This window comes from Wolbachia endosymbiont (group A) of Barypeithes pellucidus (genome assembly GCF_964030885.1).
Classification (GTDB): Bacteria; Pseudomonadota; Alphaproteobacteria; order Rickettsiales; family Anaplasmataceae; genus Wolbachia.
In genome coordinates this window covers 962965-987621 of the sequence record NZ_OZ034985.1, presented here as the reverse complement: position 1 = coordinate 987621, position 24657 = coordinate 962965, and the positions used below count along the sequence as shown (strand labels likewise).

The 24657-nt window shown below is 36.1% G+C and carries 25 protein-coding genes, 1 tRNA gene and 3 pseudogenes; 19 read left to right on the top strand and 10 right to left on the bottom strand.

All coding sequences use genetic code 11. The features are described from left to right. Positions 1–419: 419 nt before the first annotated feature. The 3 genes from ACQH1X_RS05105 (at position 420) to ACQH1X_RS05095 (ending at position 4855) form a co-directional block, all read left to right on the top strand. Positions 420–1619, top strand: a complete 1200-nt coding sequence (locus tag ACQH1X_RS05105; protein WP_425385888.1) for a phage major capsid protein — start codon at positions 420–422, stop codon at positions 1617–1619. A gap of 349 nt (positions 1620–1968) precedes the next feature. Then, on the top strand, positions 1969–3300 hold the full coding sequence (gene rmuC, locus ACQH1X_RS05100; protein WP_425385887.1) for a DNA recombination protein RmuC: 1332 nt from the start codon (positions 1969–1971) through the stop codon (positions 3298–3300). Between the two features lie 151 nt (positions 3301–3451). Continuing rightward, positions 3452–4855 carry a hypothetical protein gene (locus ACQH1X_RS05095; protein ID WP_425385886.1) on the top strand — a complete coding sequence of 468 codons (1404 nt, stop codon included), beginning with the start codon at positions 3452–3454 and terminating at the stop codon, positions 4853–4855. 184 nt (positions 4856–5039) lie between these two features. Here the strand turns inward: ACQH1X_RS05095 and ACQH1X_RS05090 are convergent. The 5 genes and pseudogenes from ACQH1X_RS05090 to ACQH1X_RS05070 all read right to left on the bottom strand — a co-directional run. Next, positions 5040–6116, bottom strand: a pseudogene (locus tag ACQH1X_RS05090) (IS256 family transposase); the annotation flags it as partial. Further along, positions 6104–6229, bottom strand: coding sequence for a hypothetical protein (locus ACQH1X_RS05085; RefSeq protein WP_425385885.1), 126 nt, complete (start codon positions 6227–6229; stop codon positions 6104–6106). The gene ACQH1X_RS05085 and the pseudogene ACQH1X_RS05090, both read right to left, overlap by 13 nt. 11 nt (positions 6230–6240) lie before the next feature. Further along, positions 6241–7542 carry a group II intron reverse transcriptase/maturase gene (gene ltrA / locus ACQH1X_RS05080; RefSeq protein WP_425385808.1) on the bottom strand — a complete coding sequence of 434 codons (1302 nt, stop codon included), beginning with the start codon at positions 7540–7542 and terminating at the stop codon, positions 6241–6243. Positions 7543–7568: 26 nt separating this feature from the next. Beyond that, complete coding sequence (locus ACQH1X_RS05075; protein WP_246433168.1) at positions 7569–7955, bottom strand: hypothetical protein; 387 nt, start codon at positions 7953–7955, stop codon at positions 7569–7571. Continuing rightward, a complete protein-coding gene (locus ACQH1X_RS05070; RefSeq protein ID WP_425385884.1) occupies positions 7945–8148 on the bottom strand; it encodes a hypothetical protein in 204 nt (67 codons plus the stop codon). The genes ACQH1X_RS05075 and ACQH1X_RS05070 overlap by 11 nt, the downstream gene beginning before the upstream one ends. A gap of 279 nt (positions 8149–8427) precedes the next feature. Between ACQH1X_RS05070 and era the strand changes: the two genes are divergently transcribed. Then, on the top strand, positions 8428–9312 hold the full coding sequence (gene era, locus ACQH1X_RS05065; RefSeq protein ID WP_425385883.1) for a GTPase Era: 885 nt from the start codon (positions 8428–8430) through the stop codon (positions 9310–9312). Further along, on the top strand, positions 9305–10132 hold the full coding sequence (locus tag ACQH1X_RS05060; protein ID WP_425385882.1) for a 3'-5' exonuclease: 828 nt from the start codon (positions 9305–9307) through the stop codon (positions 10130–10132). Before era ends, ACQH1X_RS05060 begins: the two co-directional genes overlap by 8 nt. 43 nt (positions 10133–10175) lie before the next feature. On the opposite strand, the gene ACQH1X_RS05055 is transcribed toward ACQH1X_RS05060, so the two are convergent. Then, on the bottom strand, positions 10176–11393 hold the full coding sequence (locus ACQH1X_RS05055) for a lipase family protein (protein ID WP_425385881.1): 1218 nt from the start codon (positions 11391–11393) through the stop codon (positions 10176–10178). A gap of 450 nt (positions 11394–11843) precedes the next feature. On the opposite strand from ACQH1X_RS05055, the gene ACQH1X_RS05050 reads away from it, so the two are divergent. Beyond that, positions 11844–13856 (top strand): WD0745 family porin, encoded by a 2013-nt coding sequence (locus ACQH1X_RS05050; protein WP_425385880.1) that lies wholly within the window; start codon positions 11844–11846, stop codon positions 13854–13856. Positions 13857–13968: 112 nt separating this feature from the next. Then, the gene (locus ACQH1X_RS05045; protein ID WP_250295244.1) at positions 13969–14187 is read left to right on the top strand and encodes a ParD-like family protein; all 219 of its coding nucleotides are present in this window, start codon (positions 13969–13971) and stop codon (positions 14185–14187) included. Between the two features lie 163 nt (positions 14188–14350). Here ACQH1X_RS05045 and ACQH1X_RS05040 read toward each other — a convergent pair whose 3' ends face one another. Next, a complete protein-coding gene (locus tag ACQH1X_RS05040; RefSeq protein ID WP_264735368.1) occupies positions 14351–15307 on the bottom strand; it encodes an IS5 family transposase in 957 nt (318 codons plus the stop codon). Positions 15308–15377: 70 nt separating this feature from the next. Then, positions 15378–15518 carry a hypothetical protein gene (locus ACQH1X_RS05035; RefSeq protein ID WP_425385879.1) on the bottom strand — a complete coding sequence of 47 codons (141 nt, stop codon included), beginning with the start codon at positions 15516–15518 and terminating at the stop codon, positions 15378–15380. 174 nt (positions 15519–15692) lie between these two features. Between ACQH1X_RS05035 and ACQH1X_RS05030 the strand changes: the two genes are divergently transcribed. Next, positions 15693–16499, top strand: coding sequence for a DUF2163 domain-containing protein (locus ACQH1X_RS05030; RefSeq protein ID WP_425385878.1), 807 nt, complete (start codon positions 15693–15695; stop codon positions 16497–16499). Between the two features lie 31 nt (positions 16500–16530). Then, positions 16531–16617, top strand: a tRNA-Ser gene (locus ACQH1X_RS05025). A 126-nt stretch (positions 16618–16743) separates the two neighbouring features. Here ACQH1X_RS05025 and ACQH1X_RS05020 read toward each other — a convergent pair. Continuing rightward, entirely contained in the window at positions 16744–17790 is a 1047-nt protein-coding gene (locus tag ACQH1X_RS05020; RefSeq protein ID WP_425385877.1) for a class I SAM-dependent methyltransferase, read from the bottom strand. 99 nt (positions 17791–17889) lie between these two features. Between ACQH1X_RS05020 and ACQH1X_RS05015 the strand changes: the two genes are divergently transcribed. From ACQH1X_RS05015 to ACQH1X_RS05000, 4 genes and pseudogenes are all read left to right on the top strand, one after another. Continuing rightward, complete coding sequence (locus ACQH1X_RS05015) at positions 17890–18261, top strand: hypothetical protein (protein ID WP_370273656.1); 372 nt, start codon at positions 17890–17892, stop codon at positions 18259–18261. After that, positions 18262–18555, top strand: coding sequence for a DUF2610 domain-containing protein (locus ACQH1X_RS05010; RefSeq protein WP_425385876.1), 294 nt, complete (start codon positions 18262–18264; stop codon positions 18553–18555). A 61-nt stretch (positions 18556–18616) separates the two neighbouring features. Beyond that, a complete protein-coding gene (locus ACQH1X_RS05005; RefSeq protein ID WP_425385875.1) occupies positions 18617–19846 on the top strand; it encodes an IS256-like element ISWpi15 family transposase in 1230 nt (409 codons plus the stop codon). A gap of 191 nt (positions 19847–20037) precedes the next feature. Beyond that, positions 20038–20133, top strand: a pseudogene (locus ACQH1X_RS05000) (WPE palindromic element domain-containing protein); the annotation flags it as partial. Between the two features lie 55 nt (positions 20134–20188). Here the strand turns inward: ACQH1X_RS05000 and dapD are convergent. Then, positions 20189–21019, bottom strand: a complete 831-nt coding sequence (dapD, locus tag ACQH1X_RS04995) for a 2,3,4,5-tetrahydropyridine-2,6-dicarboxylate N-succinyltransferase (protein WP_425385874.1) — start codon at positions 21017–21019, stop codon at positions 20189–20191. Between the two features lie 73 nt (positions 21020–21092). Here dapD and ACQH1X_RS04990 point away from each other — a divergent pair. The 6 genes and pseudogenes from ACQH1X_RS04990 to ACQH1X_RS04965 form a co-directional block, all read left to right on the top strand. Then, positions 21093–21152 (top strand): annotated as a pseudogene (locus ACQH1X_RS04990) (zinc-ribbon domain-containing protein); the annotation flags it as partial. 63 nt (positions 21153–21215) lie between these two features. Next, a complete protein-coding gene (locus tag ACQH1X_RS04985; RefSeq protein WP_419247537.1) occupies positions 21216–21521 on the top strand; it encodes a hypothetical protein in 306 nt (101 codons plus the stop codon). Between the two features lie 119 nt (positions 21522–21640). Further along, positions 21641–22321 (top strand): ribulose-phosphate 3-epimerase, encoded by a 681-nt coding sequence (gene rpe / locus ACQH1X_RS04980; RefSeq protein ID WP_265025803.1) that lies wholly within the window; start codon positions 21641–21643, stop codon positions 22319–22321. A 331-nt stretch (positions 22322–22652) separates the two neighbouring features. Continuing rightward, positions 22653–23039, top strand: a complete 387-nt coding sequence (locus ACQH1X_RS04975) for a hypothetical protein (protein WP_246433168.1) — start codon at positions 22653–22655, stop codon at positions 23037–23039. 26 nt (positions 23040–23065) lie between these two features. Continuing rightward, positions 23066–24367, top strand: a complete 1302-nt coding sequence (gene ltrA, locus ACQH1X_RS04970; RefSeq protein ID WP_425385808.1) for a group II intron reverse transcriptase/maturase — start codon at positions 23066–23068, stop codon at positions 24365–24367. Positions 24368–24378: 11 nt separating this feature from the next. Then, the gene (locus tag ACQH1X_RS04965; RefSeq protein WP_425385873.1) at positions 24379–24513 is read left to right on the top strand and encodes a hypothetical protein; all 135 of its coding nucleotides are present in this window, start codon (positions 24379–24381) and stop codon (positions 24511–24513) included. The last annotated feature ends 144 nt before the right edge of the window (positions 24514–24657 follow it).

Here is a 24657-nt window from a genome sequence, read left to right as displayed (position 1 = left end):
TGCTTGACATAAAAAAACAAACATTATATAGTGTTGTTATCTTTTATTTTGTCCCGCTTAATTTAATTACTGAATTAAGCTTACAGTACTAGGCGTGGTACAAAGTGCCACGCTATTTTCAACAGATAAACAAATGATGCCATTCCAGCGCGTGGCGTTGGAATCCAGTTTTCCATCCAAGACGGCAGTGCCCAGACACTGGTTTCCATATCAAAAATGTTTATTTTCCAGCTACTTTTATACTTATTAATTAGTGTGCTTTCTTATAATTAAAATTCCTGGATTCCAGTGCCAAGCACTGGAATGACATCGTTTACTATGTACCATATTGCAATGTTCGTACAACTGTGGAAAACATCTATGAGTACCATTCCTATTACCTTATTTCCATTTTCATTTCATTTTCAAAGGAGGCTATTATGTCACTTACCGATATCGCTCACCGTATCAATGAACTCGCTTCATCATGGGAGCAATTTAAATTAATAAATGATCGCAAACTAAAAGAAATTGAAAGCAAAGGGCGTGCTGATTCTGCAACAGTTGAGCAGCTATGCAAGGTAAATAATACCATTGATAGTTGCAAAGAGCGTTTAGACTTGATCGAAACTGCAGCTCAACGTCCAGAAGTAAATACAGATTTTAGCACAAGCGATAAATATTTTTCTGATTATATCCGCAAGGGAATGGAAAGCGGTTTATCACACAAAACCCTCAGTGGAGATGATAATGATATCGGAGGGTATCTAGTTACTCCGCATATTGTAAAACGCATAAACAAGCGCGTAACTGATTCGTCCCCAATGCGACAAATATGCTCCAGTCAAAGAATCTCTACTGAAACATTGGATTACATTATAGAAGATTTTGACCGTGCCGGTGCAGGTTGGAGTAGTGAAACAGTAGATGATGAGGACGGTGGTAATAAATCTAAGTATGATTTTGCAAAAGATACGGACACACCTAAAATCCAAAAAATTTCCATAACAACTTACGAGTTATATGCTCAACCACAGATATCACAAAAGTTACTCGATGATGCGTTTGTCGATGTTGAGAGTTGGCTGGTGGAAAAGATTGCCGAGACTTTTAGCAAGGAAGAAAGCGAAGCCTTCATTAAGGGTGAGGGCACTTTTCAACCCAAAGGAATTTTAGCTTATGAAAATGGAAACAGTTATAATAAAATAGAGCAAGTTAAAACTGAAAAATTAGATAGTGATTCAATAATGATATTGTATTACTCTCTGGATGAATATTATTCCAAAAATGCATCATTTTTGATGAACAGGAGTACGTTGAAGAATGTTAGGCTACTAAAAGCTCAAACAGGTCAATATCTTTGGCAACCAAGTTTGTCGCTTGAAGCTCCAGATACCTTAATGGGAGTGCCAGTATACCAGTCTGCCGATATGCCACCGGTGCCAAACAATCAGCTACCGGTAATTGCGATGGCAGATTTCAAACAAGCTTATAAGATTGTAGATAACAGAGGAATGAGAATATTACGAGACCCTTATACGAATAAACCTTATGTGAGGTTTTTTGTCACTAAGCGTGTCGGCGGAGAGGTTGTAAACACCAGTGCTATTAAATTGTCGAAAGTTGCGAGCAAGTACTAAAAACTTCTATAGCATCATCTTTAGAGCCGTTTTACTTCTTTTTGTATAGCTCCGCTCCTGTCATCCCATGCCCTCTTCTTGTCATTCCAGTGCTTGACACTGGAATCCAGCCTTTTCATAATCATCAAAACGTTGTATTTTAACATAAAACGGCTACTTTTATGCTTACCAACTTAATAAAATTCCTGGATCCCAGTGTCAAGCACTGGGATGACATCAGCGGTTAATATTTTATATACATTTTATAACTAAACTAGACATTCGTACAGTTGTGTGCGGTATGACGTCGTTACTTATAGCTATACACACAAAAATCATATAGAATTGTAAACGCAGTTTTTTTATTCTGATGCTTTTCAATTCTATAGCTCTGGTTGTCTCTCTATTACTATTTTTCTACATTATTGTAAAAAAACTGAGCGAAAAGAAAGCAAACCTTGAGGGTAATTTATGTAAATTAGAGCGTGAGCTTCAAGAAACAAAGCAAACTTTACTTACAAAGAATGAAGAAATAGTTGATTTAAGGGTCAAAAGAGCAGAGCTTGAAGTAACTCTGCAAAAAGAACGTGAGGAAAAGAAAAAGGAAATAGAGTTACTAACAAAAGCAGAGGAGAGATTAACAAACACTTTTAAAGCGCTCTCTCTTGATGCTTTGCAGACAAATAACAATAATTTTCTGAACTTAGCGAAGGAAGTAATCGATAGTAAATTAAAAGAAACGGAAAGCGATTTTAAAAAAAGACAAGCAACGATCAACGAAGTTGTAACTCCAATAAAAGAAAAATTAGAAAAATTCGATAATGAAATACGTGAGCTGGAAAAAGAGAGGGTAGGGGCCTATGAAGGTTTAAAGGAGCAAATTGGAGCGCTGATGAACCAAACTTCTAGCCTTGCTAATGCCTTGAGAAAGCCCCACATTAGAGGAAAGTGGGGTGAAATGCAACTCAAAAGAGTGGTAGAAATGGCGGGAATGATTGAATATTGCGATTTTTTTACTCAGCCATCGGTAATTGATAAAAATGAGGATAATTTATTGCGTCCTGATTTAATAATCAAAATGCCATCTGGAAAGCAAATAATAATAGATGCTAAAGTGCCGCTTGATTCTTACATGGATGCTATATCACAAAATGATTTGCAAATACAAAAGGAGAAATTAAAGAATCATTCTCTGGCAATAAAAAAACACATAAATGACTTGGGTAAAAAAGAGTATTGGAATCAATTTGAAAATACGCCAGAACTTGTGGTGCTTTTCTTAACAGGGGAGGGGGTTTTTAGCGCAGCACTGGAATATGAGCCTGCTTTGATAGAGATTGGAGTGGAAAAAAAAGTGATCATTGCAACACCGATCACTCTAATTGCATTGCTGAGAGCAATAGCATATGGATGGAAGCAAGAGATGATAGCTGAAAACGCAAAAAAAATCAGTGAACTAGGTCATATTTTATATGAGCGCATTTGCACAATGGGTGAAAACTTTGATAATTTGCGCAGGAGCTTAAAAAGTGCTGTCGATCATTATAATAAAACTGCTGGTTCGCTTGAAGCAAGGGTGTTTCCTGCTGCCCGAGAATTCAATAAGCTTGGTATACATGCAAAAAATAAAAACTTAAGTGCTGCAAAGGAATTAGAGTCCTTACCGCGCAGTTTACATACTGAAGAACTGAAAGTAGATTAGACTTCTATTGCACTAGCAAACAAAGAAAGTATTGTTTGTGGCGGAAAATTATTACTTAAATATTTCTCACTCAAGTTTCATTTTATCAACATATTAAGAAAAATTGACTTTTTGTCTAAAATAATATAAAATGATAGTTGGTGAGGTAAAAATGTCAGTATCAAAAGAGCGTAAGGAATATTTACTAGAAAAGTTTAAATATGCTGCCAAAGAATTTGGCAAATCTGGTACAAAGTCCAATCATAAAACAGTACCAAAAGAACAGCAACTCTCTATTGATTTAGGTAACAAAAAAGTTTTTGGTATTATAAACAGAATTTTACACTGGATAGAAAGTAAATTTACATATTTTTTTCCACGCTATAATTTATTTTCAGAAGTTGGAGTTAAAGGAAGAAAAATTCCTAGAACTAATACAAAGGTTAAGTATTTTAACTCTGATGAACAGTTTGATCAAAGCAAATTTATTGGTGAGGAAGATGGGGAACTAAGGTTATACGACTTAGAAGGCAAGCTATATGATACAACTGATAAAATTAGTAAGGGTAAAAAAGGTTGTGTAGCTTATGTGATCACGCTTGATGGCAGATTGGTAACTCATGAACATATTAATGTTAATAAAAACGAGTGGGCTTATCGTCATTCAACTCTTGCAGGTGGTAGGCCAGTTTTATGTTCTGGTTTAATAAAAGTGGTAAATGGTAAAATAACTTATATAGACAACAATAGTGGGCATTATAAACCAGAATCAGCAAATTTATACAATGCAGTGAAAAAGTTAGAAGGTCTATTTTCGAAAGATGCAAAAGTTGTCTGCTTACCATATTGGGTTAGCTTGCAAAAACAAATTCCGTTTATACGCAAAATTATTCCAGCCAAACAAGAGCCAGTAGAGAAATTTTTGCAAAGGATGGAGAAAAAAGGAAAAGATGGATTGACTCAATATGAAAGACATTTTAAAGGGGTAAAAGAATGTAATGAACAGTATGAACAAAAGTTGCTTCTTGCAAGCTATAAATCACCTACAAATGAACTGCCCTGCAAACCAACTATATATAAAAAACACAGGTTGAAATACTCTGAATATATTAACTTACACCTTAATTTTTTGAAAGAGTTCGATGAAAATCCCAAAGTGCAAAAAATGGCAATAGAACACTCAATAAGAAGGATTATTGGAGCAAATTATGGCCATAAACCTACAGTTGCTCTTGCTAAGGCACAGATAGCTAAAGATGGAAAGTTGCAAGAAACGGACGAAATAGTAGGTATAAATGTAACCTTTCACCATGAGAACGATTGTAATAGCTTTGCTAAATTTCTGGATCTCAAAAAGCATAGCTATAATTGCACATCTCATCTGAAGGACAAAGAAATTGATGAGCTTCTTAAATATACATATGACGAAAAAGATAGAGCCACTATAGAAAAATTAATGCCCAATAAACATACAGTTTTTATGAGTACAGACCAGGCTGATAAGTTTATAAAGGACACTTTACAAATTGAAATAGACAGTGTTGAACAATTGGGTATCCGTTTAGTGGAGCGTTAAAACAGATAAACAAAGCAAGACAAAAAGGTAATCAGAGAGTAAATGTGAGAGAACTCTGCAAAAATTTACAGTAAAAAATAGAAAAGTTAGAAGCAAAAAGAATGAAGTGGTATTTTTTGAATGATCCAACCGCTACCATGCTGAATGACAGGGAGTGTTAAATAAACTGTGTCAAACCGCATTTTTAGTTCGACTCAATTTTCAATCTGCCAGGAAAGAAAACATCAAGTTGAGAGATAGTTAATGCCCAATCATGTACAGGCATCGTCCACTTTTCCTCTGCCTTCTTTATAGCACAATATACCTGCTTATACAAGGCATTTATGCTGGTAAATGAGCCTTTGGTCTTAGTGAATTTCCTAATTTGCCTATGTAGCCCCTCTATGGGATTGGTGGTGTAGATTATCCTCCTAACTGGACCAGAATACTTAAAATAACCAGACAAGTTTTCCCAATTATTCTGCCAAGATTTTATAACCATAGGGTACTTTGTGCCCCATTTTTCATCCAATTCCAACAGATAATTCTCGGCAATTTCCTTGCTTGAAGCTTGATATACCTTCTTTAAATCGCTCAAAAAACTCTTCGCATCTTTACTGGCCACATACTTCAGTGAGTTGCGTATCTGATGCACTATACACATCTGCACTTCCGCATTAGGAAAGACACTGTTTATAGCTGCAGGAAAGCTTTTTAGCCCATCAACGCAGGCAATAAGGATATCTTCTACTCCTCTTTCTTTGAGGTCATTTAACACTCCCAACCAGAAGTTAGCTCCTTCACTTTCAGCCAAATAAAAACCTAATACTTCTTTTTTGCCATTTTGATCTATGCCTAATATGTTATACATGCATTTACTTACGCAATGCCCGTCCTCTTTGACTTTAAAAAACATGCCATCCATGAAAACTATCGGATATACAGACTGCAGCGGGCGACTACGCCATTCGTTGATTACTGGTAGCAATTTGTCAGTAATACTTGATATCTCTGCCGCCGATATTTTGTGATCATAAATTTCCTCAACATGTGACACTATATCTCTATAGCCCATACCACTGGCAAATGTGCTCAAAATCTTCGTTTCAAGCTCTGGATGTAAGTTTGTTTGCCTTTTTTTGACTATTTGTGGTTCGAAACTTCCTTCTCTATCTCTTGGTGTTAATAGCTCTGCACTTGTACGTAAAGTTTTTGCATTTCTCCCATTTCTTCGATTATTCTCTTCGCTTTTAGCCGACAAGTGGTTTTCTATTTCACCTTGTTCGGTAGAAGCTGTAGCTTTACTCCTCTCGTTTGAGTTTTATTACTACAACTCCCCCTAAAGAACCGTGCTTGCAGATTTCCCGCACACGGCTCATCAATATTAGTTTTCACAGTCGTCCCTCTTATGCATATAAAGAAAAATGTATTTTTGGCTTTGGTAATGGATTTACTTCTACGTAGTGTACAAACTGTTCCCAGGTCATACTCTTTTTCTGACTACGCCGATTTATCCATTTAAATGCTAGCTTTCTTACTGATGTGTAAAATTGTTTCAAACACCAATAATTTCCGCTAATACCAAAGTAGTTATAGTGTCCTGTTAATTTAGCCTTCAGTACTTGCCACCAATCTTTAAGTCGAATACTTCCGCGGACTATTTTCAACCACTCCTTGATTTCTTTTAGTTTTCTGGCTAGATTTAACTTTGAGGTTTTATGTCCCATTATTAATCTACCACGACGACTTTTTGCACCATAGTGCGTAAACCCCAGAAAATTGAAACTTTCCGTCCTTCGTTTCTCTCTTATCGCTTGTTGCCACTCCCTCTTGCCAAACTTTACTACTCTGGTCTTGTTTTCAGATACTTCCAACCCAAATTTATTTAGCCTTTGTTTCAGTAATTCCAGAAATTCTTCCGCGTCTACCTTACTTTCGCAACAAACCACAAAATCGTCGCAAAACCTTATTAGTTGTATATATCCTCTGGATCTTGGTTTAAATTTCTTTTCTATCCATAAATCCAACACATAATGTAAGTATATATTTGCTAATACAGGACTTACTATACCACCTTGGGGTGTACCTTGTTTTGTTGCTTCATAATTTCCAGCTTCGACTATCCCTGCCTTGAGAAACCGCTTTACTAACCACAGCAAATTTGGGTCAGTTATTCGTTCCCTTAGACATCTCATTAGCCATTTATGCTGTATATTATCGTAGAACTTCTTGATATCCACTTCTACAATGTAGTTTATTGGCTTGTACATAACTGCTTTATCTAGTGCATTTACCGCTTGATGACAGTTTCTTCCAGGTCGAAATCCATATGAGCTGTCCAGAAAGTTTGCCTCGTAAATATTTTCTAATATCTTCTTCAGCATAATCTGTACTAATTTATCCTCGGTCGATGGTATTCCGAGTCCGCGTTTCTCTTTACTTCCAGCTTTCGGTATATATACCCTCTTTACTGGTTGTGGTTGATATTGCTTCCTCTTCATACTTTCTACTAGCACTTCGAGTTTCTCATTCAGATTTTCTCCGTATGATTCCACTGTTATCTGGTCTACTCCACAAGCCTTGTTACGCTTCAGTTCTTTATAACATCTCGCAAGATTCTCTGTATTTATCAGATGGACTAACGATGTGAATTTTAGTCGCTTATCTTGCTTTGCTCTTACTGCTATCTGGTTTAGTTTATTTTGCATGTTATTCCAACCTCCGTTGTATTGGCCTAGCAATCCCTATTCCAGTTACTATATTGCTGATCGCTTCCCCTTGTACGTGGCTTTCCCACATTCTGAGTACTATCAATCAGTCCGACTTCCCCTGCATCTTCCGCTAGTTCTTGCCTTTGTTGACTTGTTCCAGCGTACCTTTGTAGGAATGCATAGGATCTCCCAAGTTCACTTGAAGTCCATTTCAATACATGGCACGGTCTCAGATCCCGATAGAGTGAGTGATAACTTGCCTTTACGTTATCCTTCATGCTGTCTTCCATGGCCATGAAAATGTCGACCTCTATGTCTTCAGGTATTTCGGAACTCAATCCCTTCACTTTCGTTGTACCCTGCATTGTCCATCCCACTAGCTCTATTACACTCGTTACCTCATGCAACATAGTGGTCTGTTCCAAACTGTTGGCTAGACTTTGTTTGTGTTGGATTTTCACCAACTGTTCTCCAAGCACTTCTTGGCGCACCATTAGCAAACCCTCCTATGGATCTTCTGAAAAGTTTTTGAGTATATTGTATTTTTAATTTGTAAAATAAGATTTTTTCCTTTCTGCATGTCTCCTTATAGAAAGGACACATTTTAAACTTTTTTATAGAAACAACAGCGTTTTTTTTTACTCTTTGGATAATTTTATGATAAAAAATTTAGAGAGAAATTTTACACACTATCGCTTATATTTTTCCTTAAGTTGACGCCATTGGGAGAACAGTTGCTACTTGTTAGCGCCGCGGCGGTATGACGTAGGACTGCTGTGATACCATTATAGAGTGAACCAGTGTCAGCTACTTGGATGACAGGAGAATGATGTCATCCAAGTAGCTTGACGCTCGCATCCAGTTTTCTTTATAATTTCCTTTGTGAAAGAACAAAAGTGCTTATTTGTAACCATAGCTGGCTTACCAAATGCTGGGAAGTCTACATTAATTAACAGCATCATAGGCAAGAAGATTGCAATTGTCACCCCTAAAGTGCAAACAACAAGGACGCAAATAAGGGGTATTGCAACATGCAACAACACACAAATTGTCTTTACTGACTCCCCAGGAATTTTCTCAGCAGAAACAAAACTTGAAAAAGCTTTAGTCAAGTCTGCATGGTCAGCAATCAAGGGTGATGACATCACTTTGTTGCTTGTTGATGTAAGCAATTATTTGAAAAATATAGAAAGAATTAAGACTATATTTGCACGACTGCAGCGCACAAAAGGCAGATGCATTTTGGTTATCAATAAAACTGATTTGGTAAAAAGGCCTGAATTAAAGATGGCGCATGAGCATCTGAATTTGCTTTATAAATTTGAAAAGGTTTTTACAATATCCGCATTAAAGAATGATGGACTTTCTGATTTGATGAATTACTTATCTGAAGTTGCACCGGTGAGCCCTTGGTTTTATGAAGAAGATCAAATAACCGATTCCTCGACAAATTTTTTATCAGCAGAAATTACGAGAGAAAAATTATTCTTGAACTTGCGTGAAGAATTGCCATACTCTACAGCTGTTATAACTGAACAATTTGAGGAAAAAAAAGATAAGAGTTTAGTCATAAAACAGATCATATTCGTGTTGAAAGATAGTCATAAAAAAATAGTGCTAGGGAAAGATGGCAGTAATATTAAAAAAATTAATATCGAAGCGCGTGCTGAACTAGAAAAATTATTTGAGTGCAAGGTACACCTCTTTTTATTTGTAAAAGTGCGACCTTGGATTGACCGCCCTGAGGAGTATATAGGCAATGCTTAATTCTTTATTGGTATTTGATATTGAAACTATACCAGATGTAAATTCCTGCAAGAATTTACTCAATATTAGTGGCGATAGTAGTGTAGAAGAGAAGAGGGATGCATTAACAAAGTATCATCTCGAAATAACAAACGGGCAAAACTCTTTTCTGCGTCAGCCCTTCCACCAAATTGTAGTTATTAGTTTTTTACTTTGCAATATAAGCCACCAGAGCGGTTATGAGGTGTTCACACTGCAAGAAATAAGATCTGGAGGCACACTAAATTCCAGTGAAAAGGAGCTAGTGAAAGGATTTTTTAACTACATATCAGAAAAAAAGCCAAGACTAGTTTCGTTCAACGGTCGCACTTTTGATATACCAGTGCTGAAGTATCGTGCTATGATCCATGGCATTCAAGCAGAATATTTTCATAAAGCTGGCGATAAGTGGAATAGTTACAATCAGAGATATAGCAGTGATTGGCATTGTGATTTGCTTGAAACCCTCTCTGATTTTGGAGCTTCTGCGAGAGTAAAAATGAACGAAGTTTGTGCAGCATTTAATCTTCCTGGCAAGATTGGAGTTGATGGGTCACAAGTTATGGGCTTATACGATAGCGGCAAGATACAAGAGATTCGAGATTATTGTGAAACAGATGTAATTAACACTTATTTAATTTACTTAAGGTTCATGCATCATCAGGGAAGGATTACTACTGAAAGCTACAACAAAAGTGTGGAAGAGCTGCTTTTAGAGTGCGAAAAAAAAGAATACCTAAAGAAATTTAAAGAAGAATGGGAAATAACTTGTGGTGGAAAGTTTTGTATTGAATTTAAATGAACAGATATTATGGAGCAATCTAACAATTGCTCCATAATAGTAGCTATCCACCTATTGCTGGGAAACTTTCATGTGCTATCTGCTCAACTTCTACTTGTTCAACCTGAGAAGAACTTTTTAATTTATTATCTTGATATTCCTTTTTTACTTTCTCAAAAAAATTTGATTCGCCAAAAATATAATTTTGGAAATTGGCAAAATAATGTTGAGCATTACCTCCAAGCACACAGCTAATTCGACTTAATGCTCTAGCAGGATAGTAAAAGAGAGATACGTTATTATTTGACTTGAAATCACTTTCATCCATCATCTTAATAGCTTCATGATAACCATCTATTCCATGAAAATAATCTATACCAGAATATCCTTCTGGTGTTGGTACTCTTAATTGTGCACCTACGTGAGCATAACCAAACGAACCAGGTAATACTGCTGGCACTGGATCTTGCCTGTGGTGAGTGACCCTTATGGTTTTTTCCTGAAGAGCGTCATTATAAATTTCACTAGCAGTAAGGTCAAAAACCCTTGGATCAGCAAAAGTTGCAACATGAACATCTTCAGCGCCTTCTTTTTTGTTGAGGCATAAAGCAGCTATCTTAGCAATAGCTCCTCCCATGCTATGACCTGTGAGATTAATTCTAAAATCTTTTATTTCTGATTTTTGTTTTTCAGCATGAGATTTCAAAATGCCATAAAGATTAGGCCATGAATCTTGAAACGAATTATTAAAGCCACGATGCATTCTTCCACCTTCAGGTAAAAGTTCTGAGGGAGTAAAAAACAAATTGAAATCAGTGATTCCATCGTTTAAGCCCGATAAGCCATATTCTAATGGATTTTTCAAACGAGTACCATGGTAAGCTATTGTTATTTCTTTATCTTTTATAAAAACATGACCAGCATCTTTTTCGAATCCATTACCAAATGGAATAATTTCATAACCTTCACTAATAAGTTCAGCTCTAGTTTTATACATTTTTTCAGTGGATGGAATAATTTCAAAATCTTCTACAACTTTAAATTCAGTTTTGTATACTCCTTCAGCTAAGTTGTGACATCTTTTTTCACTTAGCTTATTGTCGTCATCGCCATAGCTTATTTTACAGAAATTACTCATTTCCAATAATTTCTCTTTATTAAATCCTGCAATTTCTGCAATACTTTCATCTATTTGGTAAGAAGAAGGTAAAGAATGTGGTTCATTTGGGTCAGCAGGATTTATAAATTCATAATCTTCAATGATCTCAAACTCATCATCCACCTTATATTTGCCGTTATCTGCTAAGATGGAGCTTTATTGTTCAACATCACCTAATTGTGAATCTATACTACTTGCACTAGTACCTGTGGTGCTAAACCAATTGCGTAAAAAACTAAAATCCATAACTACCTTAATCTACTATCAGCTAAACAATTTATTTAACTATAATGTAGATTGATATTATTGTCAATAGTATTTTCTATAATCTTTCTATTGCTAGAATAAAAAAATTTTACTTCCATAGAATAAATATAGAGTTATAATGCACTAACAAGCGAACCTCTGTACTAAATTTTGGTTAATATACACGTTGAGCGTATTAAGAAAGTTGCTTTTAAGGTATTGCATTTTACTTTTATTTTCGTTATAAGGTTGCTTTAAGTTGAATTTTCAACATTTTTATACTATTTACATTTAAGATATGATTTCGAAATTTTTTGGGGGCACTTCATGAAAAAATCTATTTATACTAGAACTGCTCTAGCTTCTCTATTAACTTTATATTCTTTCAGCGGCTTTGCAGCTGACTTTCCTGATGAGAGTATGAAGGAAATAAAAAAGCAAGAGAGCACAAAAACTTCTGGAAAAACAGAAGTTATGAAAACATCAAATAAAAAACTGAAAGAAAAGATGGACAGAATATGTAATGCTGATCCAAGAAAAAAAGCTGAAGAGCTTAAGAAAAAGGAGGAGATGAGATTAGCAGCCGAGCAGAAGAAAAAAGAGGAGATCAGGCTAGCAAATGAGAAAAAAGCAAAGCTTATAGAGGATTCAAAAGCGAAAGCTCTAAGCGCTAAGAATTCTAATATAGAAAAAGGTAAAGTTTCAAAAACTAAGCGTTCTAAAACTAAGAATGCTAAAGTTGAAGCTAAAGATGTAAAGAAGGATGTAAAAGTTGTTAACAAAAATACAGAGGAAAAAGTTAAGGCAAATCCTGTTGTTTCAGTTGGTGGAGTTGATATTATCGATACCAACCAAGGGCAAAGTAATTTAAGAATAACTTTCGGTGGTGTTGTTGATGCTCAAGGTTATGGCAAAGCTGGACCAAGTAATGAAGAGTATAAACGTTATAACGTTATGCCAAATAGATCTACATATTACTATGCTCTTCCTGCTAATAATGGTGTAAAAGGAGCAAATCCAGTGTTCCCTGAGGGAATAGGAAATATCGGTGACTATAGCGATAATATGGGTATGATTGCTGATGCGATATTGCACCTCAGAGCAGAAAATAAGAATGAAGATTTAGGTCTTCTTTATGGTGCTGACGTGCAGTTTCATGTTCCAGTGACCGAAGGTAAGGGAGCTTCACAGGGTGTTTATGCTGCAAAAGGCAGAAGTGCGCATGTGTTTGTTAACTCAAAATATGGTGACGTGAAGCTTGGTTACCAATTTGGTCCTGAGGCTCTAATGAGACTTGATGCAACAAGAATTGCAACTGTTGACGGAGCTGCAGATAGTGACTGGTTCAGAAAAGTGAACTTAGAAGGAAGCGCTGCGAGCTTTCCATTTTATGTAACACCGCGTCTTTACACTGAAAGTTTTTCGAGTGAAAGTGAAAAATTCTCTTTCCGCATGGCAGGGAAATATAACAAAGGCGTTATGACTACACTGCCATTTAGAGTTGCTTACTACTCACCAAATTATATGGGCGCAAGGTTTGGTGTTAGCTATTCACCTCGCTATGATAGTAGCTTGTTTACTGTAAAAGAAACAGTTCCTTTCAAGGATAGTACAGATAATGATAAAATAAAACATAAGGAAGAGATAAAACATGTCGGTCCAGACTATGAGCACATAATAAGTGCTGGTGCATCATATGAATATGACTTTGATAAATATAAGGTGAAAGTTAAAACTTCTGCAGTTGGTGAGTATGGTCAAGCGAAAAAACCAAGTAAAGATAAGCATCTTTATAAGGAATTTGTAGAGTACAATGACCTTATGGGTGTTAATTTGGGTGTAAGCGCTGATTATAAGATCAATGAAGACCAAGGCGTAAAGTTTGCTGCCTCTTTTGCATATTTGGGTAAATCTGGCCAACCGAAGGGTATTAAAAAATTAGTTGGTGATATCTATACGGAAATTGATGGTAAAGGTACTACTGATGATGACAAGAGAGTGAAAGGGCTGGAAGCTCAATTTGGTAAAGATAGTATAGATACCATGTATTGGACCGTAGGAGCTGGGTATCAACATGAGAATATCTACACAAGTTTGACGTACTTTGGTAGCAGAATGAATGATGGAGATATGCTTCATGATGGTGCACTTGGCGTTCAATATGATCTGTCTCCTGCATGCAGTAAGAGCAAATTTGTTCCTTATGCAGCTCTCCATTATTTTATGACTAACGAGAAACAAAACGCAAATCATAAAATTACAAAAGCAGGTAGTACCACAGAAGAGGCACCTTCTAACCAAGGAATTCTCCTTCTTACTGGTGTGAAGTTTTCTTTCTAACCAGTCAGTACACACCACAGCTTGAATGTGGTGTGTATTTCCAGATGAAAATTTTATATTGAAAAAATTTCCAATATATGGTATAATAGCTTAAAGTAGAAGTAACAATATCATGGATATAACAGTAAATCTTGATGGAGAATTTGAGGAAATAGTACAGTCTCATTCTATGTTACAAAATCGTTCCGTACCACAACAAATCGAGCATTGGGCTAAAATTGGTCAAGTTGTTGAAGATAACCCTGAGCTAAGCTATAACATCATTAAAGAAATCCTTTCAGGCATCGAGGATGCAAAATCAGGTGATGTTGAGGAGTATAAGCCTTTGTAGCCATATTCCATAAGTGCTCCTTTTCTATCGTCTCAGTGCCAATTTTTGTCATTCCAGTATTTCTCTCCTTGTTATCCCAGCACCCCTCTCCTGTCATTCCAGTGCTTGACACTGGAATGGCTTTGTTGCATAGCACCTTAAGCAGTGATGGTTTACGACAAATTTATGTAATGATTTCAAATTTAGCCATACCAATATCAGTGAATTTGTTGAGCAAATAGCACTTAATTAGTAATTCTTTTTCACGATTTACTTCAGATTTATTCCTAAAGCTAAATCCAAATACTTGCTTCAACCTTGAGAAAAATCCTTCTATGTAAGATCTCTTTCCATAAATCGCTTCCTTTTTCCACTCTTTTACACCATCTTGTCCATATAATTTTATTAACCTAATAGCAGCATTTCTGTCAGACATATAATCTATTTTTGAATGTTCTGCTGCATCCTTTTTTGGTAGAACTTTTGTCTTTATATCGTATTTCTTACACAATTTATAAAGTTTGTGCCTATCGTATGCCCTATCTGCATATAATGCTTTTATTTTGTGCTGAAAATTAACTTCTTCAAGCAAATCGCAAGCTCCATAGTGGTCAGAGTAGACGCCATTACTGTATCTTGCAGCTATAGCTTTTTTACTATTCACACTTAACATAACATGTAACTTTCTTACTTGCTCGTAGCTTCGGTACTTTCTATCTGCACTGTTTTCCTTACTGTGGCCAGGAGTGTTACTGTAAATGCTGATACTTGTGCTATCTATGATAATTTCAATATTTTCCATGTTGCTTTTATCAACCCTGCAATCATTTATCTTAATATTAAGTTTTTTAAACCTTCTTGATGCTTGTGAATAGCTGATAACTGCCAAATTTTTTCCTATTTGTTGCAGATATCCTTTTATAAACCCCACCGTTTGTCTTAAACCAATTCTAAAAAGATTGACAATTATATGCACCAAAATTACGACTTTATCACTGTAAATATAGTTGCCGCCCTGCATTTTTGGACTATTTTCATACCAATTTTCGATAGCTTCATCGATGTAACGAAAAATATTTCCCCTTTTTTCAAGGAATTTGTTATATTCGTTTTGGTTACTGACTTTCATTTTCTGTGGCATATTTTTTCTTCAACAGTTAAATGGTTATTTATAATGAATTTTGTCAGTAGCTACCAGATTTTTTCGGTTGCTATGCAACAAAGCCCACTGGAATCCAGCTTTTGATCGAAAATGTTGTATAATGCACAATCAATTTTCCTGGATCCAAGTAGTCAAGGCACTGGGATGACACCTTTGTCTTTGAGGCAAAACCGGCTATAACACTTAACATACTGCCTTTACAAACAAATATTTGTAAAGCTGTATGTCAAGCACTGGAATGACACCCTATGGTCACCGGAATGACGCTTTATGGCTACTTAGATGATGAGAAAAGAACACACTGCCCTTATTCTACTGGCCGTATAGCTACTTTCAAATTTAATCAATTAAGCAGGAGGTCCCTATGCAAACCACACTAAAAAATCATTTAGCTGGAGAATTACTTACCACTGCTACGTGCTGGAAATTAAAGCTCGCAGGTGGAGAAGTAATGGGATTCACTGACTATGATGAAGATTTAAATATTGATAATATACTCTATAAATCTTCAAGTGGATTTACAGCCAGTAGTATAATATTAAACAGCGATTTAAAAACTGATAATCTAGAAATTGAAGGGATATTAAATAGTGTTGATATTAAAGAAGAAGATGTTTTATCAGAAAAGTACGACTTTGCAAATATTGAGATATTTCTTGTGAATTATAAAGACTTGACCCAGGGAACAATGAATCTACATTCAGGAACTTTTGGTAAAGTGACATTAAGTAGTGGAAGATTTATTGTTGAAATTAGAGGGCTCTCAGCAAAGCTTGAGAGAAGCATAGCAGAATTATACTCTCCTGCATGCAGAGCACAATTTTGCGATGATAAATGTAAAGCCGATACTAAAAAATTTAGTAAAATAAGTACAATCACTAAAGTAATAGATGAAAGAAGATTTGAAGACACGAATTTAACTGAGAGTGATGAATATTATAAGCACGGAGTAGTGAAATTCTTTGGCTCAACAGCGTTTGAAGGTGTAGTAAAAGAATATAAAAATAAAGTAGTTACGTTATTTACTTCGCCTCCATACCAAATTTCTGCTGGAGATAAATATTCAATACTTGCAGGTTGCGATAAAACATTTCCAACTTGCAGAAGCAAGTTTAACAATACTGTAAATTTTCGTGGTGAACCCTATATACCAGGTTTTTATATTGTTTAGCAGTACAATTTTCAATATTATGAATAAGCATGGAAAGGTGGCTGAGTGGTCTAAAGCACACGCTTGGAAAGCGTGCACATATGAAAATATGTCGGGGGTTCGAATCCCCCCTTTTCCGTATATTACTTCTAGAATGGTATAAAACCCTCGGTCGCGCGCGCAACTCTATTCCTATAGTGAGTAGCTCCCTCTTATCTCATTTATATCATATTTTTAACTTACCCAATAACATAAATTACTTTAGCTATGCTATCAATAGCATTGCTTTAAAAAGAGTGCCCATATTTTCAGTCAACCTTAGGAATTCACTAAAGATCCTATTCCTTTGTTCATCACTTGCGCTTTTCATTAAAGCCTGGGTTCTTTCTTTTATGCCAAAAAGATATAAAAATTCTCTTTGAGTTAAAATCTCGCAATCTACGTGTTTTAATGAATCTTTTAATGCTTGAAAGTTCACAAGTGCGGTAATATCACTATTACCAACATTCTCAAGAAAATTAGCATACTTATGTTGTTTTATCGATTGCAAAGTGCTCTTATACGCGGGGTATACATAACCGTAATCTATAATCAAAGCAGCTCCTTTATGATTATATATCTTCTTCTCAAGTTTTTTTAATATTTCAACCCCAGTTGAACATATTTCCACCACTGCACCATCGAAACCCCCTGTCATGCAAGTAGCTGACACTGGAATCCATGATTCTTTTTTTCTGGATTCCAGTGTCACGCACTGGCATGACATCAAGAGACTGCCATCATCTTGTTTTGTCACCCTATTTTCATACCACCCCTCATTACGATATACAAACTGATCTATCGGAAGAGCGTCAAAGAACTCATTTGCTAAAAAAATGGTTGGTTGTTCTGGTAGGTTGTCAATATTTTTGTGCCAATTAACATCTAAGCCTTTTAATTTTTCCTTTTGTATCTTCCGTAAAGTAGGGCTTATTTCAACTAAGTAGATAGACATTGAATTAAAAAAGCTGCTGTATTTTTTAGTGACTCTTATTATATCGTGAATGAGTGTTCCTTTGCCTGGTCCAAGTTCAACTAGAGAAAATTTTGATGGCTTTCCTAATTTTTCCCATGTATGCATTATCCAAACTGCAATGACTTCACCAAATAATTGGCTGATCTCAGGTGCGGTAGTAAAATCACCATCCTTACCAAGTGGTAATTTATTCGTATAATAGCCGTATTTTTCATGGTACAAAACGGCATTCATGAAATCACTGATGGATATTGATCCTTGACTTTTGTCAATTAATTCGTGTATATAAGTGAGCATGTTATTAATAAATGTTTAACTATAGCGTGCCATAATATAAAATAGTAGAGTATTTATATATAGTATAAACTTAAGTTTGTGAGTAATAGTGCTTCAGTTATGGACGACAAAAACACCGATTATGTTGCCCTTATACCTCAAGATGATAGTATTGAATACAAATTTGAAGAAGCTGTCAATTTTATAGAAAACAAGGTTATAAATGCTGACGGGTTAACTTTAGCAGAGGTATTTCAAGTGCTAGTTCAAATGCTAAATGGTGATCTAGAATTGGTAAAAAAAGTACTAGCGTATGCTAATATTATGGCAAAGCATGGAATGAAGGTAGCAAAAGAGTCGCAATTAAGCAGAGCTGATGTTCGCCGAGCTTTGGAAGGTAAAGAAAGTGTTGTCAATAGACAAGATTTTATAAAGAAACCACCTCTTCCACCTGCTATAAAATCGACCAAAAAGAAAAGTAGAGGTCTTTAGATGGCTGAATCTATAAAAAAATTTACTGTACAATGTGACTTCAAAGGGCAAAGTTCACCTTTTGCAATATATATAGGAAATCCAAAAAGTGATGCTCATCCAATTCATCATCAAGATTCCTGGCTTGTAAAAGAACGTGGAGGGAATATTCCTAATAAAGTAAAAGAAAGTCTACAAAAATTATATAAACTATCTCAAGAAAATGGAGTCTCTTTCTCAGAGTTATGCGCGTATGCCATTACTGTGGTTAGTAATAATGATAAAAAAAGCGATAGCAAAAAATGGGAGTGTTAAATAAACTGTGTCAAACCGAAAAAAAAGTAATAAATTGATATAAAAAAATGGAGGTTTGACAATGAGTCAGAAAGTAGTAAACAGAACTACCGGTTTGGTAGATTATAAAGAATTAGAAACAAATATCCTGTCGTCTATACGAGAAGGAAGACCGTTGACAGGAAGAGATGGAGCATTAACACCGTTTATAAAAAAGTTGCTGGAGGTAAGCCTGGAAGGTGAAATAGAAAACCACTTGTCGGCTGAAAGCGAAGAGAATAATCGAAGAAATGGGAGAAATGCAAAAACTTTACGTACAAGTGCAGAGCTATTAACACCAAGAGATAGAGAAGGAAGTTTCGAACCACAAATAGTCAAAAAAAGGCAAACAAACTTACATCCAGAGCTTGAAACGAAGATTTTGAGCACATTTGCCAGTGGTATGGGCTATAGAGATATAGTGTCACATGTTGAGGAAATTTATGATCACAAAATATCGGCGGCAGAGATATCAAGTATTACTGACAAATTGCTACCAGTAATCAACGAATGGCGTAGTCGCCCGCTGCAGTCTGTATATCCGATAGTTTTCATGGATGGCATGTTTTTTAAAGTCAAAGAGGACGGGCATTGCGTAAGTAAATGCATGTATAACATATTAGGCATAGATCAAAATGGCAAAAAAGAAGTATTAGGTTTTTATTTGGCTGAAAGTGAAGGAGCTAACTTCTGGTTGGGAGTGTTAAATGACCTCAAAGAAAGAGGAGTAGAAGATATCCTTATTGCCTGCGTTGATGGGCTAAAAAGCTTTCCTGCAGCTATAAACAGTGTCTTTCCTAATGCGGAAGTGCAGATGTGTATAGTGCATCAGATACGCAACTCACTGAAGTATGTGGCCAGTAAAGATGCGAAGAGTTTTTTGAGCGATTTAAAGAAGGTATATCAAGCTTCAAGCAAGGAAATTGCCGAGAATTATCTGTTGGAATTGGATGAAAAATGGGGCACAAAGTACCCTATGGTTATAAAATCTTGGCAGAATAATTGGGAAAACTTGTCTGGTTATTTTAAGTATTCTGGTCCAGTTAGGAGGATAATCTACACCACCAATCCCATAGAGGGGCTACATAGGCAAATTAGGAAATTCACTAAGACCAAAGGCTCATTTACCAGCATAAATGCCTTGTATAAGCAGGTATATTGTGCTATAAAGAAGGCAGAGGAAAAGTGGACGATGCCTGTACATGATTGGGCATTAACTATCTCTCAACTTGATGTTTTCTTTCCTGGCAGATTGAAAATTGAGTCGAACTAAAAATGCGGTTTGACACAGTTTATTTAACACTCCCCAAAAAATAGCAAACTGCTCTCTTATCATCCAATATCTTCTTCCTGTCTTTCCTATACCTTCTCTCTTGTCATCCCAGTGCTTGACACTGGGATCCAGCTAAGTTGGTGAATATAAAAGTAGCTAATCTCATTTATATTAAAACACTACGTTTTTGATGGGGTTGCGTGAAAAACTGGATTCCAGTGTCAAGCACTGGAATGACACCACCTGCCACACAAATTGCCTACAAATTACAATGTTCGTACAGTAAGTACTGAAATGACATCATTTACTATGTAATATTGTGTCATATTACAGATATATAGTTTAATCCCTCAATATTTCATTTATAGAGATTTTCGATCTCGTCTTTTCATCCACTTTTTTTACTATGACTGCACAATAGGTTGAAATATTATTTTTAGATGGAATAGACCCTGGTACCACTACAGAATAAGGTGGCACTTCGCCGTAAAATACCTTGCTAGTTTCTCTATCAATAATCTTTGTTGATGCCCCAATAAACACACCTATGCCAAGGACTGATCCTTCTCTCACTACCACACCCTCGGCCACTTCGCTACGTGCTCCAATAAAGCAATTATCTTCTATAATGACAGGTGAAGCTTGAATAGGCTCTAAAACTCCACCTATTCCCACTCCACCGGAAATATGGCAGTTTTTTCCTATTTGCGCACAGCTACCAATCGTTGACCAGGTATCTATCATTGTTCCTGAATCAACATATGCACCAACGTTAATAAAACTTGGCATTAGAACAACATTTGTACCTATATAAGCAGATCGGCGAACAAAACACCCAGGAACTGCTCTAATTTTTAACCGGCGAAATTTTTCCTCATTCCATTCACTAAACTTGTTACCGATCTTGTCAAACCAGCAATTGGTATTGTCTATTATTTTGCTTTCTTCAGTGAGAAAATGTAATAATATTGCCTGCTTTAACCACTTATGTACTACCCATTCTCCACTTGATAGCTTTTCTGCTACTCTAATTTTGCCACTATCAAGGAGCTCAATTACCTCTTTAATTGCTATTCTTGCTGTTTTCTTTAGATTACAGTCATTAAATTTTTCTCTATTTTTCCAAATATCTTTTATCTCACTCTGTGTTTTTTTTAGTTGCAAACCTTCCATTTGTTATATATATATTGATATTAAATTTATAGCTCGTATCATTTGGGCTTGTTACTACTTATATGTAAGTGCTATGAAAATACAATGTAATAGTTGTACTAAAACTTACTTAGTATCTTCTAAGCAAATTGGTGCGTCTGGAAGAAAGGTAAAATGTACGAACTGCAATCACATATGGTATGAATATCTAGAAGAAGTGTCAAACAAATCGCACTCTGCTAATATACAGGAAAAAAAAGTTAGTGGAAGGAATTTTTTACAAAATCTAGCATTTACCACTCTAGCTTTTGCAACAGCTACGGGGTTATGCGTCGTAATTGCTAATGGCATCTTTCCTAGAGAGATGAACAAAGCATACAAAACGATCAGTTCATATAAGGATTCAATAGGCTATAAATTAGGGTACAAAAAAGAACAAACAGAAAGTCCAAATGTAAAAAAACTTGCTGTAAATAAGTTTTATCAAGACTACCTTTTTTTATCTAATTTAAGATCTAGTTAAATAGGCATAAGCCGTCGCCGGTATCGGTATTCAGTTTCTATAGCTACTCAGATGGTGCGCATAGTATTAGGGTGACAGAGTTTTAAAAATAAGTTATTTTTTAGCAAAAAAGGCAGCTCATGAGTATTAAAATTGCACCTTCTATACTTTCAGCAGACTTTGCAAAATTAGGAGAAGAAGTAAGAAAAATTAGCGATTTAGGTGTAGATTACATACACATAGACGTTATGGATGGGAATTTCGTTCCAAATATTACAATTGGTCCTAGCGTTGTCTCTGCAATACGTAAATATAGCAATCTTCCTTTTGATGTGCATTTAATGGTCAAATCTCCTGGTAACCACATTGAAAGCTTTATAAATGCTGGTGCTGATATTATCACTGTACATGCAGAAGCAGAGATACATCTTGAGAGGTTGATAAGAAAGATAAAGTCATACAAAAATGTAAACGATGCAAAAAAACCGATTCAAGTTGGAGTTTCAATTGTTCCTTCAACTTCCCCAAGTGTGCTTGAATACATAATACATGAGCTAGATATTGTACTGATTATGACAGTCAACCCTGGCTTTGGAGGGCAGGAATTTATTCATTCACAGTTGAACAAGATATCTACTATAAAAAAAATGATACAGGAGCATAATCTTAAAACACAAATTTCAGTAGATGGTGGAATTAACTTTTCTAACGCAGCTGATATAATAAAAGCAGGTGCAGATATTTTAGTTGCGGGATCGGCGATATTCAAGGCTGAAGATATTAAGAAGGCCGTAAACGATCTTAAAAATCCATCGTTGTAACCCTATATAGCTAAAGTGGCTTAGGTTTACCTACAATTTGAAAAACAATAAATTAGTCATTCCGCTACTCGTTAGCGGAATCTATACCGCGAATGAATTGCGGTATGACGTAGGGAAACCTTTCTTGGGTTAGCTATAGCTAACACCACAATTGTACTAACATTGTGATTTGAGAACAACCTTCACCAGAAAGGGTGTCATTCCAGTGCTTGACACTGGAATGACGAGAGGTAACGCAAGGTGCGCCAAGGTGCGCCAAGAAGTGCTTGGAGAACAGTTGGTGAAAATCCAACACAAACAAAGTCTAGCCAACAGTTTGGAACAGACCACTATGTTGCATGAGGTAACGAGTGTAATAGAGCTAGTGGGATGGACAATGCAGGGTACAACGAAAGTGAAGGGATTGAGTTCCGAAATACCTGAAGACATAGAGGTCGACATTTTCATGGCCATGGAAGACAGCATGAAGGATAACGTAAAGGCAAGTTATCACTCACTCTATCGGGATCTGAGACCGTGCCATGTATTGAAATGGACTTCAAGTGAACTTGGGAGATCCTATGCATTCCTACAAAGGTACGCTGGAACAAGTCAACAAAGGCAAGAACTAGCGGAAGATGCAGGGGAAGTCGGACTGATTGATAGTACTCAGAATGTGGGAAAGCCACGTACAAGGGGAAGCGATCAGCAATATAGTAACTGGAATAGGGATTGCTAGGCCAATACAACGGAGGTTGGAATAACATGCAAAATAAACTAAACCAGATAGCAGTAAGAGCAAAGCAAGATAAGCGACTAAAATTCACATCGTTAGTCCATCTGATAAATACAGAGAATCTTGCGAGATGTTATAAAGAACTGAAGCGTAACAAGGCTTGTGGAGTAGACCAGATAACAGTGGAATCATACGGAGAAAATCTGAATGAGAAACTCGAAGTGCTAGTAGAAAGTATGAAGAGGAAGCAATATCAACCACAACCAGTAAAGAGGGTATATATACCGAAAGCTGGAAGTAAAGAGAAACGCGGACTCGGAATACCATCGACCGAGGATAAATTAGTACAGATTATGCTGAAGAAGATATTAGAAAATATTTACGAGGCAAACTTTCTGGACAGCTCATATGGATTTCGACCTGGAAGAAACTGTCATCAAGCGGTAAATGCACTAGATAAAGCAGTTATGTACAAGCCAATAAACTACATTGTAGAAGTGGATATCAAGAAGTTCTACGATAATATACAGCATAAATGGCTAATGAGATGTCTAAGGGAACGAATAACTGACCCAAATTTGCTGTGGTTAGTAAAGCGGTTTCTCAAGGCAGGGATAGTCGAAGCTGGAAATTATGAAGCAACAAAACAAGGTACACCCCAAGGTGGTATAGTAAGTCCTGTATTAGCAAATATATACTTACATTATGTGTTGGATTTATGGATAGAAAAGAAATTTAAACCAAGATCCAGAGGATATATACAACTAATAAGGTTTTGCGACGATTTTGTGGTTTGTTGCGAAAGTAAGGTAGACGCGGAAGAATTTCTGGAATTACTGAAACAAAGGCTAAATAAATTTGGGTTGGAAGTATCTGAAAACAAGACCAGAGTAGTAAAGTTTGGCAAGAGGGAGTGGCAACAAGCGATAAGAGAGAAACGAAGGACGGAAAGTTTCAATTTTCTGGGGTTTACGCACTATGGTGCAAAAAGTCGTCGTGGTAGATTAATAATGGGACATAAAACCTCAAAGTTAAATCTAGCCAGAAAACTAAAAGAAATCAAGGAGTGGTTGAAAATAGTCCGCGGAAGTATTCGACTTAAAGATTGGTGGCAAGTACTGAAGGCTAAATTAACAGGACACTATAACTACTTTGGTATTAGCGGAAATTATTGGTGTTTGAAACAATTTTACACATCAGTAAGAAAGCTAGCATTTAAATGGATAAATCGGCGTAGTCAGAAAAAGAGTATGACCTGGGAACAGTTTGTACACTACGTAGAAGTAAATCCATTACCAAAGCCAAAAATACATTTTTCTTTATATGCATAAGAGGGACGACTGTGAAAACTAATATTGATGAGCCGTGTGCGGGAAATCTGCAAGCACGGTTCTTTAGGGGGAGTTGTAGTAATAAAACTCAAACGAGAGGAGTAAAGCTACAGCTTCTACCGAACAAAAGGACTATTATAATATGATTGCTATCATCCACTTGAATTAAACTGGGAGATAGAATAAGTAAAAAATATGAATTACATAACAACAAAGCAAGTCATATCCTTCATCCTAAAAACGCTGCGTCCATTCCCATTTCCCATTATTATAGTGTTATTAGCAGCATT

Coding starts and splice junctions, on each gene's coding strand:
- ACQH1X_RS05015 (WP_370273656.1), top strand. CDS start 17,890: ATGGACGACAAAAACACCGATTATGTTGCCCTTATACCTCAAGATGAT.
- dapD (WP_425385874.1), bottom strand. CDS start 21,019: ATGGAAGGTTTGCAACTAAAAAAAACACAGAGTGAGATAAAAGATATT.
- ACQH1X_RS05070 (WP_425385884.1), bottom strand. CDS start 8,148: ATGTGTCCTTTCTATAAGGAGACATGCAGAAAGGAAAAAATCTTATTT.
- ltrA (WP_425385808.1), top strand. CDS start 23,066: ATGCAAAATAAACTAAACCAGATAGCAGTAAGAGCAAAGCAAGATAAG.
- ACQH1X_RS05095 (WP_425385886.1), top strand. CDS start 3,452: ATGTCAGTATCAAAAGAGCGTAAGGAATATTTACTAGAAAAGTTTAAA.
- ACQH1X_RS05105 (WP_425385888.1), top strand. CDS start 420: ATGTCACTTACCGATATCGCTCACCGTATCAATGAACTCGCTTCATCA.
- ACQH1X_RS05075 (WP_246433168.1), bottom strand. CDS start 7,955: ATGTTGCATGAGGTAACGAGTGTAATAGAGCTAGTGGGATGGACAATG.
- ACQH1X_RS05020 (WP_425385877.1), bottom strand. CDS start 17,790: ATGCTCACTTATATACACGAATTAATTGACAAAAGTCAAGGATCAATA.
- ACQH1X_RS04975 (WP_246433168.1), top strand. CDS start 22,653: ATGTTGCATGAGGTAACGAGTGTAATAGAGCTAGTGGGATGGACAATG.
- ACQH1X_RS05050 (WP_425385880.1), top strand. CDS start 11,844: ATGAAAAAATCTATTTATACTAGAACTGCTCTAGCTTCTCTATTAACT.
- ACQH1X_RS05060 (WP_425385882.1), top strand. CDS start 9,305: ATGCTTAATTCTTTATTGGTATTTGATATTGAAACTATACCAGATGTA.
- ACQH1X_RS05010 (WP_425385876.1), top strand. CDS start 18,262: ATGGCTGAATCTATAAAAAAATTTACTGTACAATGTGACTTCAAAGGG.
- ACQH1X_RS05005 (WP_425385875.1), top strand. CDS start 18,617: ATGAGTCAGAAAGTAGTAAACAGAACTACCGGTTTGGTAGATTATAAA.
- ACQH1X_RS05035 (WP_425385879.1), bottom strand. CDS start 15,518: ATGTTAAGTGTTATAGCCGGTTTTGCCTCAAAGACAAAGGTGTCATCC.
- ACQH1X_RS05040 (WP_264735368.1), bottom strand. CDS start 15,307: ATGCCACAGAAAATGAAAGTCAGTAACCAAAACGAATATAACAAATTC.
- ltrA (WP_425385808.1), bottom strand. CDS start 7,542: ATGCAAAATAAACTAAACCAGATAGCAGTAAGAGCAAAGCAAGATAAG.
- ACQH1X_RS05045 (WP_250295244.1), top strand. CDS start 13,969: ATGGATATAACAGTAAATCTTGATGGAGAATTTGAGGAAATAGTACAG.
- rpe (WP_265025803.1), top strand. CDS start 21,641: ATGAGTATTAAAATTGCACCTTCTATACTTTCAGCAGACTTTGCAAAA.
- rmuC (WP_425385887.1), top strand. CDS start 1,969: ATGCTTTTCAATTCTATAGCTCTGGTTGTCTCTCTATTACTATTTTTC.
- ACQH1X_RS05030 (WP_425385878.1), top strand. CDS start 15,693: ATGCAAACCACACTAAAAAATCATTTAGCTGGAGAATTACTTACCACT.